This is a genomic window from Burkholderia sp. LFS061 (assembly GCF_047978125.1).
In the GTDB taxonomy this organism is placed as follows: domain Bacteria; phylum Pseudomonadota; class Gammaproteobacteria; order Burkholderiales; family Burkholderiaceae; genus Burkholderia; species Burkholderia pyrrocinia_C.
Genome location: NZ_JBFPFS010000060.1, coordinates 21,608 through 36,639, shown reverse-complemented (window position 1 = coordinate 36,639; position 15,032 = coordinate 21,608). Strand labels below are relative to the sequence as shown.

Genomic DNA, 15,032 nt, shown 5'->3' with positions numbered 1-15,032 from the left:
CCCTCGGGCCGCTGCCTGACGCGCTAAAGTTTGTCTTTTCTTTTTCATCGGCATATCCATGGCCTTTACACCTCATGATATGCCTCGCCCACGAAATCACGGATAGGTCCGTTATGAAAGACGACAACCAGAAACCACCGCCTGAAGACACCCGACCGGCCATCGCGCCGATCAGCTCGTCCGTCAACATCCCCGGCAGCACGCGCACCGATTTTCCCGACGGCAGTCACCTCATCGAGGGACCCGAAGGCGACAGATACCTCGTCTCCGAATCAGGCGAAATCAACGCGACCGTTCCGGAAATCCGCCGGGTACAGATCGACGACCTCTCGCTGATCCTTCGACATGAGATCGCGCATGTGCATGCAACGACGTCCCACACATTGCACTTCATCGGAGGCGGAGTCTTTTCCTACCTGCACCACTGCGACGGCCGCGGCATGTCGATCCACGCAAATCGCGTCGTGTTCCGGACACGACCTGGCGGGGTGATCGCGGTGTGTGGCTCGGCCCCGAGCAATGCGCCGGGCGCTACCAGCTAGAAAACACGCTGGTGGGCTTCACCGTTCTTCAGCCACCCGCCCGATTTCGCGCACCACGTCACCCACCAGTGCCGACGCGCTCCGGTCCTCCATGACCCCCTTGCACGCCCATTCCACCATCTCCTGAAACTCGGGCTCATTGGCGAGCCTCGGGCCGAATTCGTACCGCAGCGCGACGTCGATCACCGCTCGCGACAATCGCGTGGCGTCGTCGATGCCGGCGGCGTGCAGCGCACCGATCCTCTTCCGCAATAACGTACGCAAGTCCGCCCCCGTCGCGCGTGCGTCGACCTGGTTGCCGTCTCGTACGCCTTTCGGGCCTGGCGGCCGACTTGCCGGACGCCGCGTCCGGTCGACGATTTGCTGGCGCAGCAACGCCAAAACTTGGTTGATTGTCGAAACAGGATCCATGAGCACTCCGATGGTCGTCAATGACGTGTCCGTGACGCGAGATAGCCGGACAACAGAAGGTGCCCGCTCGTCGCTTCGTCGTCGGCCTTTCGCGTCAGCGTCTCGAGGTGCACGACGATCGTCTCGATGTATCCGTCGATACCCGCATAGCGCTGGTTTACCGCGCGCCCGCGTTTCAACCAGTCCAGCGCGGCATCGAATCGGTCGTTGCACAGCGCCAGTAGTCCTGTCTTGAACAACCACAGCGCATCGTGTTGCGACAGCCTTTCGTCGAGCGTCGCCCAGATGGCCGTCGCCTCGGAAACTTGCCCGTCGAGCAATTCGATCATCCCGAGCATGAAGCGCGCGATGTCGAAATCCGGCACGAGCGCGATGGTCTGCGAGAAGTCGGCGCGCGCTTCGTTGCGGCGTTGCTGTCCGGCATAGATCGATCCACGGAGGAACCATAGACGATGGTCCCCCGGCCAGTGCACCAGCGCGGCGTCGAGTTGCACGAGCGCCTCGTCGTCGGGGCCGCTCATCAGACGGGCAATGTCGCCCATCGTATCGTCATCGCACAGCGTGACGTCATCATGGTTGCGATTCATCGAGATCTCCTTCATCCGATCACATGCAGGTGTTCCGGCTCGCCGAGCCGTTTGCGCAGGTCCGCGAGCGCGGCGTGATGCAGCTGCGAAATCCTGCCCTTGCTGAGGCCGAGGATATCGGCGATCTGCTCGAATCCAAGGCCGTGAAAATAGTGGTACTGAATGATTTTTCTGGTCCGTTCTGGAAGACGCCCGACCGCGTCGACCAACCGGTCTTTCGTCTGGCGCCACGCAATGCCGCGATAGGCCGCCCCGGGCAGCCTCAGGTCATCAGGGTGCGCGGCGTCGTTTGGCGGTGCGACGAGCCCCGTGCCGTCGAGCATGAAGCCGAGCGCCAGCCCGGCCGCCAGCGCGCCGAGTGCCTGGAACGTGTCGCGCGCTGCCGGCTCGTCGTCGGTCTGGAGCGACGCGACCCGCTCCCGTCGCACACGCCGCGAGAACGAGATCTGCTCCTGGCCATCGGTCAGTTTCTCGACCCCGGTCAGGATCGCGCCCTTCACACGCGTCGTACAGAACGTTTCGAACGCCACGCCGCGCGCCGGATCGAAGCGGTCGATCGATTCGAGCAGACCGATGCACGCGAGCTGGATGAAATCCCGGAACTCGACGTCATCGCGATGCCGTCCCGCGTACAGCCGCGCCGCGATGGCGCGCGCATAGGGCAAGTAATGCGCAAACACGGCTTCGCGATTGCGGGCGCAACGATCGGCGGCCCACATGCGCCACAGCTCCGTTTCGGGCCGTGCATTGCCGCCGTCGGCCGTTCGCGGATCCTGGTTGCTCGCGCTCGCCTGCGTCATCGGAATCCTCCCAGTACCCCGCGCAGCACGAGGCCCCAGCCATCGATCAGCACGAACAGCAGGATCTTGAGCGGCAGCGAGATGGTCGCGGGCGGCACCATCAGCATGCCGAGCGAGAGCAGCACGGCCGACACCACGAGATCGATCAGCAGGAACGGCAGCAGTACGACGAAGCCGATCTGGAACGCGACGCGCAGTTCGTTCAGGATGAACGCAGGCGTAAGCTGCAGCAGCCCGACGTCGCTGGCCGTATCGGGCAGCGGCTTGCGCGACAGCTCGTACATCAGCCGCAGTTCGTCGTCGCGCACCTGCCGCAGCATGAAATCGCGCAGCGGCGCCGCGCCGGTTTCGAGCGCCCGGTCGATGCCGAGTCGGCCGGCCATGAAGGGTTGCAGCGCGTCGTGGTTGAGCGTTTCGAACGTGGGCATCATCACGAACGCGGTCAGGAACAGCGCGAGGCTGATCAGCACGGGCGTCGGCGGCGTTTCGGGCATTCCGAATGCATGCCGGATCATCGACAGCACAATGACGATGCGGATGAACGCGGTCATCGAAACGACCAGTGCCGGACCGATGCTCAGTAGTGTCAGCAATACCGCGATACGTACGGCCTCGGATGTCCCCTCGCGATCGAGCGCGAAGGGCGTGCCGGAAGGCGCGGCAATCGCTTCGGCTGCATGCGCGGTCAATCCGCAGAGCAGTGCGCAGACAAGCAGCAGACGCAGTCCTCGTGACAATGTGAGCAGAATAGTTACGCCGGACGAGAGGCGCGGCGTCACGACGTCGTCTCCGGCGCTGGGCGCGAGTGCGCATCGAGCAACGTGATTCCGCTTGCATCGAGGGCGAGCAGTACGTGTCGTTCGTCGTATTCGACGACGTGAAGCGTGACGCGGGGCGCCAGCCGCACCGTGTCGACGATCGTCAGACATTTCCTGCCGGTTGGCATTCCGACCCCGTCGACTCGGCCGAACCCGTATCGACGCAGCAGTAAAATCGCGGCGACGCCGAGCATGATGCAAAGGAGGAGCGCGCCGCCGATCCTATACAGGTCGATGCCGTTGGCAAGCATTGGTCCAAGCGCGATCGTGGATGACGAAGGTGTAGCGGCCGCGGTACCGGATGCGGTAGCGGTCGGCATCGGAAGCGATCCTGCTGTCAAGGCGAACCCCGTCATTCAACGCTCCCGGATGACATCGGAGATCCGGATACCGAACTGGTCGTCGACCGCGACGATCTCGGCACGCGCAACGGTCCGCCCGTTGAGGCGAACTTCGACGCAGTCGTCGATCCGTCGATCGAGCGTGACGACGGAGCCCGGCTGCAACGCCATCAGATCCTTGATGGAGAGATCCGACGAGCCGAGATGAATGTCGAGGGAGACGGTGACATCGTGGACAAGGTCGAGGCCGGGATGAACGGTCAGGCACTCGGTATCGGATTTGGCAGGCGCTTCCTGTTCGGGAAGCTCGATGCGCATGACGGCGGGAAGCGCTGAGGTGGCGTGAAATGTCATGGATGTTCCTTGGGTTCTGCGAGCGAATGCAGTTGAACGGAAAGTTGTTCGCCGACGCGGCCGAGGCGACCAATGCCGAGCGCTGACCCGCCGGCGTCTCCCGCCTCGAGCGAGATCGAAGGATCGAGTCGTTCGGCGACGACGATGACGTCGCCGGGTGCGAGGTCGAGCAATTGCGCGATGGGCAGCGCCGCACAGCCGATTCGCGCATGAACGCGGGTCCGGGTCGCTTCGAGGGCTGCGGCACGCGGCGTCAGCACGTCAGGCGGAGTGGCTGGGATGGCGCCGGACGCCTGTCTGGCCCACCAGAACGGCGCGGCGTAGACGATCGACAGCCACGCGCCGGCGCGGCCGAGCGCGAGCCGGACGTGAATGCCGCCATAGCGCAGTTCGCTTGTCGCCGTCGTATCGAGTGGCGACGGAAATCGCGCATCGGGGGCGCTTTCGCCAACGACGGTACGCAGCGTGTCGGCCATCGAGTCGATCATCGATTGTTCGAACGCGCGCAGCACGTCGGCGCAGGTATCGGATCCTGTTGCGGCGAACCCATCGGGCAGGTCGAGCGCACGGCGTACGAGTCGATCGAGTGTGAGTGGCTGAACCGCCCATCGGACATGCGGCCCGCAGGCCCAGACACGGCTGGCCGGCGGCCACGGCGGCGGCTGCATGGGAGCGATCCGCTCGACGCTGTCCACTTGGAGCGCATCGTCGCACCATGCCCGCAGCCAGGGCGCCACGGCATGTTCCGACAGCGACCGGGCCTCGGCGAGATCGTGCTCGGCGAGCGGTCGCCAGCGCGAGATCGCATCCGTCATCCCTGCCCCCGCATCTGGAACAACTGCATGATCATCTCGTTCGACGTGCTCACCACTTGCGACGCGGCCTGGAAACCACGCTGGATGAGGATGAGCTGGCCGAACTCGCCGGACAGGTCGACGTTGGACGCTTCGGTCGCGCCGGCCCGCAGCCGGCCGACAAGCGGATCGCCGCTCTTCGCATGGCGCGGCGGCGGCAGGTGCGTCGCGTCGAACAGGCCGTCGTTCTGCTGCACGAGGCGCTGCGGGTCGGCGAACCGAGCAAGTGCGACTGCGCCGGCTGTGGCGGTCTGCCCGTTCGAGTAGCGCAGCGCGAGCTGCCCGTCGTCGTCGATGCTCATCGATGCGAGCGTGCCGGCTGCATAGCCGTCCTGCTTCGCTACGCGCAGCGTCGAGGTGGCACCCGACGAGAACGCGGTTACCCCCGTGGAAAAATCCAGCTTGACCGTGAGCCCCGACGACGGCAGTGTGACTTCGATCTTGTCCTGGCCCGGTTCGGGAATGCCGCCGTGGAACTGCAGCGTGCCGATCTGCAGCGGCGTGCCGTTGCTATCGGTAACGGTGACTTTCCAGCGCCCCTGCATCACGGCGGTGTCCGGCGCGAATGACACGTTCAACGTGTGTTTCGCCCCGTTCGCGTCGTAGAGATCGACGCCGGAGACGGCGAAGTTGGTCGAACCGGGCGACAGGTTGTCGGTGAACCGGACGACTTGCGTCGCGCGCGGCGGGTCGAGCAGCCGGTCCGCGAGCGAGATGGGCGAGATCGTGCCGGCAGGGTCGAGTGCGGTGAGTTTCAACCCGTTCGACCGCTCGGTCACGAAACCGTCGTCGTCGATCCGGAATCGACCGGTTCGTGCGTAGCGGATCGTGTCGCCGTCGCAGAGCGCGAGCAGGCCGTCGCCGTCGATTGCAAGATCGAGCTGTCCCGTGCTGCTGCGCAGTTCGCCCTGCCGAAAGTTCAGCGCAGCCTGCGCGTATGCGACGCCGCTGCCGGAGCGCGTCGCCTCTCGCGCGGTCGCCCGGCCGTCGTAGAGATCCTGAAAACACGGCGTCGACGACTTGAAGCCCGGTGTGTTCAGGTTCGCGACGTTGTTGCCGACGGTCTGCAGGCCCTTGGAGTAGGCCGTGAGACCGCTCATGCCGATGTAGAGACTGTCGAGCATCGGCGCCTCCTCAACGGATCGTCAGAATCTGTGAAACCGTCGCGTCGGCGAGAAACTGTCCCGCTTCGGACTCGATCGTCAGCTTCGATTCGCCGTCCTTGAACGACAGGCCCTTGACGAGGCCGGAGATCGTGCCCGTGTCGCCGCGCACGTCGACCTTGCGTCCGAGCAGGCCAAGCGTCTGCGTGGCTGATTGCACGGACAGCAGATCGTCGATCTTCGAGGCAATCTGGCGGCTTTGCTCGAGCGACGTGAACTGGGCGAGCTGCGACACGAATTCGTAGTTGTCGACCGGCTTGAGCGGATCCTGATAGGTGAGCTGGGTCACGATGATCCGCAGCAACGACTGCAGGTCGAGCCCGGTTGGATCGGTTTGTGTGCCGCCGCCGGGCACGGGGCCGAGGGAGTCAATCGCCATGTGTTCCTCCTGGGAGTGGGTTCGTTGCGATGAAAAGCCCGCCGTTGATGAAGAGCCGCAAGTCAGGCAGGCCGAGTCGGCGCAGTTCGGTGAACGTTCGGCGTGCGAGCGTCGCGTCGTCGATACCTGCCGCGCGGATCGCGACCGATATGCCGGTCTCGCCCATCAGCACGCTGAGCGTGCAAGGCGGTACGGCAGCGCCATGTTCCGAAGCGCGCGCACGCTGGTTTGCAACGTGCGCCGGCTGCGGACCAGGAGCCGGCCTTGCCCGGTAGAAGGCGGCTGTCGACGTCGCGGACAACGGGCGCGCCAAGGTGTCGGGCGGCGCGTCATCTCCTGCGGGCGGGAGTGGGCGGCTCGGCGTGTGTGTCGGGCGATCGGAGACCACAGAGCCGAGTTGCGCGTGTGTACGGTGCCAGGTACCCGGTTGTGGGGCGGTCGTTTCGAACGGCGCTCGAATTACCGGTGAAGAATCGGCGGTATGACCAACCGACGGTGCCACCGACGATGACCAGCACAGCGGAGCGAGCGGGCGCGACGTCTGCGCCTGAGGCGCGGGGCCGGCTGCCGCCCCCCGCCACATGTCTCGTTCGAGCCGGCGTAACGTCTGCGCAAATGCCGACGGCGCGCCGTCCCGGCGCGGCGCTGCCGCGGTCTCGGCCGGGACGTCGTCGTGCGAGTGTCCGGTGGCGGTCGGCGCAACGCTCACGGACGCCTCCGACAGGTCGACAGCCAGTCATCGAGCCGCGCGTCGTCCGCCTTGTCGCGCGCGCGTCGCTCGGCGATGCGCGCCTGCGCGACGAGCCGGTCGGCTGCATCCGCGCATTGATGGTGCCGCTCGAGTGTCGGACGGTGCGCATCGACTTGCGATGTGGCGGAGCGCGCTTGTTCGGCGACCGTCAGCCAAGTACGGTGCGCCGTGTCGATCGCGCCGGCGCGATTGCGCAACAGATCAATCGGCAGGACGGCGCTGGCGGGGCCGGATCGACTCTCCCGCGCGATGGCCGCCATCAGGTTCGCGGCTTCGCGTTCGCGTGCCTGCGCAGCCTCGCGCGCGTGGGCAAGCCGCTTGGCCTCGGCGCGCTCGCGCGACAATTGCAGCGCGCGGAGATGGGCGATTCGTGTCGCCGCGGTCAACGGGGCAGTGGATTTCATGCGGCGGTCTCCAACAGGGATGCGAGCATCGCGATGGCTTGCTTCCGTTCGGTCGGGCGATCAGGGGCCTGCTGCAGGAACGCGAGCAACGCGGGGCGCAGACGCAGTGCGCGATCGAGCGCGGGATGACTGCCGGCCGTGTAGAGCCCGGATTCGACGAGGGGCTTCGACGTTTCGTACAGCGCAAGCTGAGCGGTCGCGTCGGCGGCCAGCGCGCGTTCCGCGTCGCTCGCGACGTACCGGCTGACGCGGCTCACGCTTTTCGGCACCTGAATCGGCGGGAAATGTCCCTGCTCCGCGAGTTCGCGGCTGAGCACGATATGGCCGTCGAGCAGCGCGCGCATCGTCTCCGCCATCGGATCGTCGATCTCGTCGCTTTCGGTCAGCACGGTCATCAGCGCGGTGATCGCGCCGCCGTCCTTCAGCGCGCCGCAGCGTTCGACGATTTTTGGCAGCGCGGCGAACACGCCCGGCGTGTATGCGCGCATGGTCGGCGGCTCGCCGGCGGCGAGGCCGGTTTCGCGCAGCGCGAGCGCATAGCGGGTAATGGAGTCGATCATCAGCAGGACGTGCGCGCCTTGTGACCGGAAATATTCGGCGATCGATAGCGCTGCCGGCACGCTGCGCGCCCGCAGCGCGGCGGACTGGTCGGACGTCGCGACGACAAGTGTCGAGCGCGCGCGCTCGGCTGCGGACAGCGTCCGGTTCCAGCATTCCTCGGCTTCGCGGCCGCGTTCGCCGACGAGGCACAGCACGCGGACGTCGGCGCGGACGCCGCGCATGAGTGAGCCGAGCAGCGTCGTCTTGCCGACGCCGCTGCCCGTGAACAGGCCGACGCGCTGACCGACGCCGAGTGTCAACAGCGCGTCGAGCGCGCGTACGCCAGTCTCGAGCGGCTGCTCGGGGGACTGCCGCGCGAGCGGTGGCGTCGCGACGCCGGCGAGCGGCCAGGACTCCGTGCAGTGACCGAGCGGCCCGTCGCCGTCGAGCGGGCGTCCGAGCGGATCGACGACGCGGCCCAGCCAGGTGTCGCCGACTGGGAGTGTCGCGCCCGTCTGCAGCGCATGGACTTCGTCGCCGATCCGGATCGCGGCGGCGCTCGAGTACGGCGCGAGCGTGACGCGCGTGCGTTCGACGTTGACGATCTCGGCGAGCGTCGGCTCCGCGCCTTCGCCGCCTATCGCGCACAGCGAGCCGAGCGGCGCGCCCGGGCCGTCTGCCTCGACGAACGTCGGCATCACGCGCGTGACGGCGCCGGTGCGTCGCACGGGATCGGTTGCGCGGATCACCGCGACGTACGCGTGTTCAGGTGGCGTTCGGATCGTCATCGCTGCGTAACGGGTCGAGGGCGGCCAGCAGGCGACCGCATTGGCGGGGGAGATCGAGCTCGGCGCGGCCGGGCGTGAGGCCGAGCCGGCACGCGCCGGCCGGCAGGTGCGGATGCGCGGTGACGACCGAATCGGGCGCTGCCGTGGCGATCGGCAGCAATGCGTCGTCGTCGGGAAAGTCGGCGCGCGACACATCGACAGTCAATACCGTGCCCGCTCGCATGTGTGCGACGTGGTGCCGGATCGTTTGCGCGATCAGGGTCGGATAGCATTCGATCGCACCGAACATTTGCTCCAGCGCGGCCCGGGCGACGTCGAGGGCAAGGCTTTCGAGCGATGCGAACCGCACCTGTAACTCGGAGTGCGCATCCTGCAAGCCGCGCGACAGCACATCGATGCGCGCGTCGTCGTCGCGCTTCGCACGGGCATCAGCCGCGCGGCCGCCTTCGTCGATACCTTTCAGGTACGCCGCTTGCTGTGCGCTTTCGAGCGCGGCGCACGCCGCTTCGAGTTCGGCGACCCGTGCGGTCAGCTCGGCGATTTCGGCCGCGCGCGGGTCCGGCGAGGCGAGCGGCGCGTCCGACGCCGGTCGTGGCGCATGCGCGGCTTCCGCAGCCAGCCGCTTGTGCCCGTTTTCGAGCCGCACGCGATGCGCTTTCAGCAGGGTGCTCATCGGTGTCTCCCCAGCCAATTTCGAAGCCGGACGCGCAGGGGGGACAGTCCCGGGACCGGTGCCGACGGTGCGGCTCGATCGGTCGCGGCGGCCGCCAGTGCGGCGTCGCGCAGCGCATCGGCCGCGCGTGGCGAGAGACGGAATCCGGCGTGTTTCGCGGCATGCCTGGCGAGCGCTTGCCGGCGCGCTTCGGTCAATCGGATGAACACGCCGTCTCGTTCTAGATCGCCGAGCCCGGCCGCAATGCGTGCCGACAGTTCGACCGGCAGTACGGCGAGCGCATCCGTGAGCCGGTCCGCGCGCATCCGGGCCTCTGCATCGTCAGGCGCGGTTGCTAGCGGCACAGCGTGCCCCGTGATCGCGCGCGATGCCTCGGCGAGCAGCGGCCGCAGTCGTTCGCGCTCAGCGACGGACAACATGGTCCAGACCGACTCGACGTCCTCGATCCTGCAGCGGGCGAGTTCCGCCACCGTACGACGCAGCCGGCGCGCCTGGTCAACGGGCGTCATGCGGATCTCCGGGCGTTTCGCCAGCCTCGGCGAGCAATAGCCGCAGGCGTGTCGCGTATTCGGCGCGCTGTGCGTCGTTCAACTGTCGTGGTTGCGCGTACCGCCTACGAAGTCTGCGGCGAGTTGCCCAGGCCGCCGCGACGCAGACTCCCGCTACTGCTGCGAGCAGCGCGCCCGGCGGCGCGCTACCGATCTCGACGATATGTCGCCAGAGCGGTTCGGCGCGTCGCAGCGCGTTAGCGGGTTCGACGATCGGGCGGCTTTCATCGCGCGAAGTCGATATGGACGCGGGTGGGGGCGGGGACGCGATCGGCTCGGGGCGCTTGTCTGCCGGTCCCGCCGCGGCTTCGCGCACGAACGTCGCCAGCGTATCGCCGCGTGCGGGATCGAGACCGATCGACGCGGCGACGACGTCGCGCAGGCGGGCGACGCCCTCGGCCGGCATCGCGCTGCCGAGCACGATGCCGACCGACAGTTTGCGTATCGCACCGGGGCTCCGGACGATCTGCTCGACGCTTCGCTCTGAGCGGGCGGTCTCCGGTGCCGGCGGCGTGGTGGGCAGCGGCGGCAGGCTGGTTGCCGGCGGCCCGGCGGGCACGCGATGAACCGGCAGGCCTGGCGTGCCGTCCGGGCCGGAAGACGACTGCGTGAGGCCGGATTCGCGGGTCGTGCGGATCTGATCGAAATCGAGCGTCGCGTCGACGCTGACCGCCGCGCGGTTCGCGCCGACGATGGGGGCGATCTGCGCGAGAATTTTGCGCTCGTAACGCTGCTCGACGGCGGTTTTCAGCGCGAACTTCGGATCGTCGATGTCGGCGCCGCGCGCATCGGCGGATGCGCCGCGCTGGTCCAGCACCGAGACGTCCGCGGCCGACATTTCGGGCACGGCCGCCGCGACCAGTCGCTGGATTCCCTTGACGACGTCCGGTTCGAGTACGTGGCCGTCGCGAACGAACAGCGCGACCGATGCCTTGGGCCGGTTGCGGTCGCGGCGAAACAGCGAAGCTTCCGGCAGGCTCAGGTGCACGCGTGCGAGCTCGATCGCGTCGAGTGTCGCGATCGTGCGTGCTAGTTCGCCCTGCAGCGCGCGCTGGTAATTCACCTTCTGCGCGAACTCCGTCAGGCCGAAGTCGCTCTGGTTGAAGAGCTCGAAGCCGACGACGCCCTGCAGGCGCAGGTCCGCGCCCGTCAGCTTGACGCGGGCCGCGCGCGCATCGCCAGCCGGTACGAGAATGGCGGCCGTTTGCTCGTCGTAGCGAAACGGTATCTTTTCCTTGTCGAGCTGCGCGGCGACTGCGGCAGCGTCCTGCGGCTTCAGGTCGCGCGCCAGGATCTGATACGACGGGCGTAACGCGAACCAGGCGGCGAGTCCGGCGCAACCGACCACGGTGGTGAGTGTGCCGGCGAGCGCGAATTGGCGCGTGCGCGAGCCGGTCGCGAAATAGGCGCCGAGGCGCGAGATCGGTCGATTCATGTCACAGTTGCATCCGCATCAGTTCCTGGTAGCCCTCGACGAGCCGCGCACGCACGTTGAGCGCGAATTGCAGCTTGAGCCGCGCGTCCTCGAGCGCGAGCATGACTTGGTGCGGCGGCCGATCGTCGCCGAGCGCGAACGCTGCACCGGCTGCCTCGGCGGTGCGCAGCGCGCGGTCGACGTTCCGCACCCCGTCCATCAGCAGCGTTTCGAAGCGGTCCGTTGCGAGCGGGTAGGGTCCTGCGAGCGGCGGCTCCGCCATGTATTCGGCGATGGCGTCGACGGGCGTCATGACTGCCCTCCGATGTCGAGCGCACGCAGATACATCGAGCGCGCGGCGTTGAACATCACGACGTTCGCTTCGTAGGTGCGCAGGGTCTGGACCAGCAGCGCCATCTCGGCGGCATGATCGAGACCCGGATAGCGAACCAGGCCTTGCGCGTCGGCGTGTGGATGCGCGGGGTCGCGCACCACGCGCGGCGGTATGTCGAGCGTCTCGACACCGAGCGCGCGCGTGCCGGCGAGCCGGTCGGCAGGCACGGTGTTGGATGCGTGCCGCAGCGCATCGGGGAAGGCCGGCGCGACGTTCGACGCCGACACGAGCCGCAACGGCCGATACGGCTCGGCCGCGGGGTCGAGGGCGATGCCTGCGTTGGCGAAATTCCGGGCGATGAGTTCGAGACGCTGACGTTCGACGTCGAGCCCCGAACGCGCGATCGCGAAGATCGTGTCCGACATGGTCAGCCTCCACGCACCGCGAGCTGCCTGAGCTGCATCGTGCGGGCGGCCACGTTCGCGAGCAGCGCGTAGCGCGCCGACGTCTGCGACGCGTCGGCGATTTCGCGATCGAGCCGAACCGTGTCCGGCGACACGAGCGTTTGCGGCCGGACGGCCTCGACGCGCTCGCGTCGCACCGTGTCCGTATCGCCCGGCCGCGTGGCTGCGGCGGCCGACAGCGCGTCTTCGAACGTCACCCGCAACGGCGAAAAGCCGGCCGAATTCGCGTTCGCGACGTTGTGCGCGATCGCAGCCGAGCGCGCGTACAAGCCGTCCATCGCCTTGCCGGCGATCGCGGCGACCCATTCCATCGACATCGCTTGTTCCTCCTTTATTGAATGACGAGTTCCGCATACAGTGCGCCTGCTGCCTTGACGGCCTGCAGGATCGCGATGACATCGCGCGTGCCGATGCGCGCTTTCGAAAGCGCGTGGACCAGGTCGCCGACGGTGCCGCGCGGGAACGATATGGCGACGGTCTGGCCCGCTTCGTCGACCGACAGTTCGCTATTGGCGATCACGAGGCTGCGCACGTCGCGTCCGGTCAGCGTGACGAAGTTCGGCTGCGATGCCGAGTACTCGGTCGTGACCGATACCCGGATGTCGCCGTGCGAGATCGTGACGGGCGCGATTCGCGTGTCTCCGCCGGCGACCACCGTGCCGGTGCGCTCGTTGACGACGACCCGCGAGCGCTGGTCCGGCGCAACCGACAGCGCTTCGATGCGGGCGACGAACGCGGTGAGCGCTGCGGGATCGGCTGGCGCGTCGATCTCGACGGCGTCCGCGCCGATCGCGCGCGCGACCTGCGTCCCGAGCGTGCCGTTGACACGCTGTGCGATTCGTTGCGCGGTGACGGGATCGGGCTCGCCGAGCACGAAGCGCAGCGTGCCGTCCTGCGCGGCGAGCGCGGCGCGCACGGCGACTTCGACCGTGCCGCCGCGCGGCACGATGCCGACCGTCGGGTGGTTCTTCAGCTTCAGGTTGCCGTTCGCGTCGTACCGGTAGCCGCCGACCGACACGGGGCCTTGCGCAAGCGCATAGATCTGCCGGTCTGGCCCGCGCAGCGGCGTCATGATCAGCGTGCCGCCCGCAAGGCTGCGTGCATCCCCTATCGACGTGACGTTGACGTCGATTGCGTCGCCAGGGTGGGCGGCGGGCGGCAGCGCGGCCGTGACCATCGCCATCGCGACGTTGCGGCTCTGGATCTGCTCGTGGCCGACGACGAGGTCGAACTGCGACAGCAGATTCGCAAGCGCCTGACGGGTTGCCTGGTTGCGCGGCGAATCGCCGGAGCCGGCGAGGCCGGTCACGATGCCGTAGCCGACCAGCATGTTGTCGCGCCAGCCGAGGAAGCGGCCGATGTCCTTGAGTCGCACCTCCGCACTCGTGCCGGCTGTGGCCGGCGGCGCACAGGCGACGACGAGCACGAATGCGATGAGCAACTTCGCGTGGCGCAGCGACAGGAAGAGGCGGGTCACCATAGGCCGAGCCATGCGAGAAAGCGTGGAATGAGGCCGGGCCGCGTGCGGTCGGTGATGAAACCGTCGCCGGTGTAATCGATACGGGCATCGGCGAGCCGGGTTGACAGCACGGTGTTGCCGGGGCCGATGTCGATCGCGCGCACGCGTCCGTTCAGACGGATGCCGGTTTTCTCGCCGTTAACGTCGATGCGCTGCTCGCCCGCGACGACGAGGTCGCCGCCCGGCAGCACGTCGACGACGGTGGCGCTCAGCTGTGCGAGCAGACGTCCGGTGCGCTGGATTTGCCCGCGTCCGCCGTAGTCGTCGCCCGCGCCGACCTGCGCGCGGTTGTTGCCGGCGTAGAGCGTCGAGACGCTGCCGTTGAGCGAGAAGCCTGCGCGCGTCGACGTGTCGGCCGTCTGGCTCGCGCTCGACTGCTCGTAGACGAGGACCGTGACGATGTCGCCGATTGCGCTCGCTCGGCGATCGGCGATCAGCGGCCGGAAGTTGTCCGGTTGGTAGAGTGCGTCGGCGCGGGCGGACGGCGCCGTCATCAACGTGCTGCAGGCGATCGTCGCAGCCGCGGCGAGGCAGTATGGACGCGCCGCCGCCGTGCGCGCGCGGCGGCCGTTCGTGAGCCGGCTCATCGCTTCAGTCCGTTTGCGATGGCCATCAGTTCATCGCCGACTTGCACGAGTTTTGCGCTCGCGGCGTACGCGTGCTGGTAGAGCATCAAGCCGGCGAGTTCGTCCGCGAGCGCGACGTTCGATGCCTCGCTGAAACGCTGCGCGAGCGTGCCCGTGTTGTCTTCGCCGGGACGTGCGCGGATGACGGCCATGCCATCGTCGGCGAGCCGGTAGGTTCCATCGCCGAGCGCCTGCAATGCGCGCGGATCGGCGGGCTGCACGAGCTCGACCCGGCCGATCTCGAGCGGTGCGGCCTGGTTCGGGATGACGGCGAGCACTTGTCCGTCCGGCGTGATCTCCAGACGCTCGGCGTCTCGTGGCACCGAGACTGCTGCTTTCAGCGGGACGCCGTTCGACGCGCGCAGATAGCCGTCGTCGCCGACGCGCAGCCGGCCGCCGCGCCATAGCACCGAGTCGCCCTGGCCCGCGTCGAGTTCGATGAAGCCGTTGCCGCGGATCGCGACGTCCCAGGCATCGTCCGTTTGCCGCAGCGTGCCCGGCGAGAACACTGGACGCATCGACGCGGACACGCCCGCGCCGTCTGCGCCGCCGGCGCCCGGCCGGGACGGTAACCGGCTGCTCGAGGCCAGCAGCGCCGAGAAATCGACCGCGCCGCGCTTGAACGCGGGGGTATTCAGGTTGGCGATATTGTTGGCCGTTGTGTCGACGGCGGTTTGCTGGGCGACGAGACCCGTCGCGCCGATGTAGAACACATTATTCAT

General features: G+C 67.7%; 22 protein-coding genes. 1 reads left to right on the top strand and 21 read right to left on the bottom strand.

Annotated features, from left to right (window positions below):
• The first annotated feature begins 113 nt into the window (after positions 1–113).
• Positions 114–542, top strand: a complete 429-nt coding sequence (locus tag ACNQQL_RS32565; protein ID WP_347068429.1) for a hypothetical protein — start codon at positions 114–116, stop codon at positions 540–542.
• A gap of 18 nt (positions 543–560) precedes the next feature.
• On the opposite strand, the gene ACNQQL_RS32560 is transcribed toward ACNQQL_RS32565, so the two are convergent.
• From ACNQQL_RS32560 to ACNQQL_RS32460, 21 genes are all read right to left on the bottom strand, one after another.
• Complete coding sequence (locus ACNQQL_RS32560) at positions 561–953, bottom strand: hypothetical protein (protein WP_347068427.1); 393 nt, start codon at positions 951–953, stop codon at positions 561–563.
• A 17-nt stretch (positions 954–970) separates the two neighbouring features.
• Positions 971–1,540, bottom strand: a complete 570-nt coding sequence (locus ACNQQL_RS32555) for a tetratricopeptide repeat protein (RefSeq protein ID WP_347068425.1) — start codon at positions 1,538–1,540, stop codon at positions 971–973.
• Positions 1,541–1,551: 11 nt separating this feature from the next.
• Entirely contained in the window at positions 1,552–2,340 is a 789-nt protein-coding gene (locus tag ACNQQL_RS32550) for a sigma-70 family RNA polymerase sigma factor (protein ID WP_347068423.1), read from the bottom strand.
• Positions 2,337–3,119 carry a flagellar type III secretion system pore protein FliP gene (gene fliP / locus ACNQQL_RS32545; protein WP_347068421.1) on the bottom strand — a complete coding sequence of 261 codons (783 nt, stop codon included), beginning with the start codon at positions 3,117–3,119 and terminating at the stop codon, positions 2,337–2,339. The genes ACNQQL_RS32550 and fliP overlap by 4 nt, the downstream gene beginning before the upstream one ends.
• Positions 3,116–3,478 carry a flagellar biosynthetic protein FliO gene (locus ACNQQL_RS32540; protein WP_347068419.1) on the bottom strand — a complete coding sequence of 121 codons (363 nt, stop codon included), beginning with the start codon at positions 3,476–3,478 and terminating at the stop codon, positions 3,116–3,118. Before ACNQQL_RS32540 ends, fliP begins: the two co-directional genes overlap by 4 nt.
• 36 nt (positions 3,479–3,514) lie before the next feature.
• The gene (gene fliN / locus ACNQQL_RS32535; RefSeq protein WP_256260607.1) at positions 3,515–3,853 is read right to left on the bottom strand and encodes a flagellar motor switch protein FliN; all 339 of its coding nucleotides are present in this window, start codon (positions 3,851–3,853) and stop codon (positions 3,515–3,517) included.
• A complete protein-coding gene (locus ACNQQL_RS32530; protein WP_347068417.1) occupies positions 3,850–4,668 on the bottom strand; it encodes a FliM/FliN family flagellar motor C-terminal domain-containing protein in 819 nt (272 codons plus the stop codon). The genes fliN and ACNQQL_RS32530 overlap by 4 nt, the downstream gene beginning before the upstream one ends.
• Complete coding sequence (locus ACNQQL_RS32525; RefSeq protein WP_347068415.1) at positions 4,665–5,831, bottom strand: flagellar hook-basal body complex protein; 1,167 nt, start codon at positions 5,829–5,831, stop codon at positions 4,665–4,667. The genes ACNQQL_RS32530 and ACNQQL_RS32525 overlap by 4 nt, the downstream gene beginning before the upstream one ends.
• 10 nt (positions 5,832–5,841) lie before the next feature.
• Positions 5,842–6,249 (bottom strand): flagellar hook assembly protein FlgD, encoded by a 408-nt coding sequence (locus tag ACNQQL_RS32520; RefSeq protein WP_347068413.1) that lies wholly within the window; start codon positions 6,247–6,249, stop codon positions 5,842–5,844.
• Positions 6,239–6,415 carry a hypothetical protein gene (locus ACNQQL_RS32515; protein WP_347068411.1) on the bottom strand — a complete coding sequence of 59 codons (177 nt, stop codon included), beginning with the start codon at positions 6,413–6,415 and terminating at the stop codon, positions 6,239–6,241. The genes ACNQQL_RS32520 and ACNQQL_RS32515 overlap by 11 nt, the downstream gene beginning before the upstream one ends.
• Positions 6,416–6,954: 539 nt before the next feature.
• The gene (locus tag ACNQQL_RS32510; RefSeq protein WP_143155691.1) at positions 6,955–7,404 is read right to left on the bottom strand and encodes a hypothetical protein; all 450 of its coding nucleotides are present in this window, start codon (positions 7,402–7,404) and stop codon (positions 6,955–6,957) included.
• Positions 7,401–8,732, bottom strand: coding sequence for a FliI/YscN family ATPase (locus ACNQQL_RS32505; RefSeq protein WP_347068409.1), 1,332 nt, complete (start codon positions 8,730–8,732; stop codon positions 7,401–7,403). The genes ACNQQL_RS32510 and ACNQQL_RS32505 overlap by 4 nt, the downstream gene beginning before the upstream one ends.
• Positions 8,710–9,405, bottom strand: coding sequence for a hypothetical protein (locus ACNQQL_RS32500; protein WP_347068407.1), 696 nt, complete (start codon positions 9,403–9,405; stop codon positions 8,710–8,712). Before ACNQQL_RS32500 ends, ACNQQL_RS32505 begins: the two co-directional genes overlap by 23 nt.
• Positions 9,402–9,914, bottom strand: coding sequence for a hypothetical protein (locus ACNQQL_RS32495; RefSeq protein WP_347068405.1), 513 nt, complete (start codon positions 9,912–9,914; stop codon positions 9,402–9,404). Before ACNQQL_RS32495 ends, ACNQQL_RS32500 begins: the two co-directional genes overlap by 4 nt.
• Positions 9,901–11,388 carry a flagellar basal-body MS-ring/collar protein FliF gene (gene fliF, locus ACNQQL_RS32490; protein ID WP_347068403.1) on the bottom strand — a complete coding sequence of 496 codons (1,488 nt, stop codon included), beginning with the start codon at positions 11,386–11,388 and terminating at the stop codon, positions 9,901–9,903. Before fliF ends, ACNQQL_RS32495 begins: the two co-directional genes overlap by 14 nt.
• 1 nt (position 11,389) lies before the next feature.
• Positions 11,390–11,680: a flagellar hook-basal body complex protein FliE gene (locus ACNQQL_RS32485; protein ID WP_072437366.1), complete on the bottom strand. Its 291-nt coding sequence runs from the start codon at positions 11,678–11,680 to the stop codon at positions 11,390–11,392.
• A complete protein-coding gene (locus ACNQQL_RS32480) occupies positions 11,677–12,126 on the bottom strand; it encodes a flagellar basal body rod protein FlgC (protein ID WP_072437364.1) in 450 nt (149 codons plus the stop codon). Before ACNQQL_RS32480 ends, ACNQQL_RS32485 begins: the two co-directional genes overlap by 4 nt.
• Before the next feature lie 2 nt (positions 12,127–12,128).
• Positions 12,129–12,482 (bottom strand): flagellar basal body rod protein FlgB, encoded by a 354-nt coding sequence (locus ACNQQL_RS32475; protein WP_072437362.1) that lies wholly within the window; start codon positions 12,480–12,482, stop codon positions 12,129–12,131.
• Positions 12,483–12,496: 14 nt separating this feature from the next.
• The gene (locus ACNQQL_RS32470; protein WP_347068399.1) at positions 12,497–13,645 is read right to left on the bottom strand and encodes a flagellar basal body P-ring protein FlgI; all 1,149 of its coding nucleotides are present in this window, start codon (positions 13,643–13,645) and stop codon (positions 12,497–12,499) included.
• On the bottom strand, positions 13,639–14,271 hold the full coding sequence (locus ACNQQL_RS32465; RefSeq protein ID WP_072437358.1) for a flagellar basal body L-ring protein FlgH: 633 nt from the start codon (positions 14,269–14,271) through the stop codon (positions 13,639–13,641). The genes ACNQQL_RS32470 and ACNQQL_RS32465 overlap by 7 nt, the downstream gene beginning before the upstream one ends.
• Entirely contained in the window at positions 14,268–15,032 is a 765-nt protein-coding gene (locus ACNQQL_RS32460; RefSeq protein ID WP_347068397.1) for a flagellar hook-basal body protein, read from the bottom strand. Before ACNQQL_RS32460 ends, ACNQQL_RS32465 begins: the two co-directional genes overlap by 4 nt.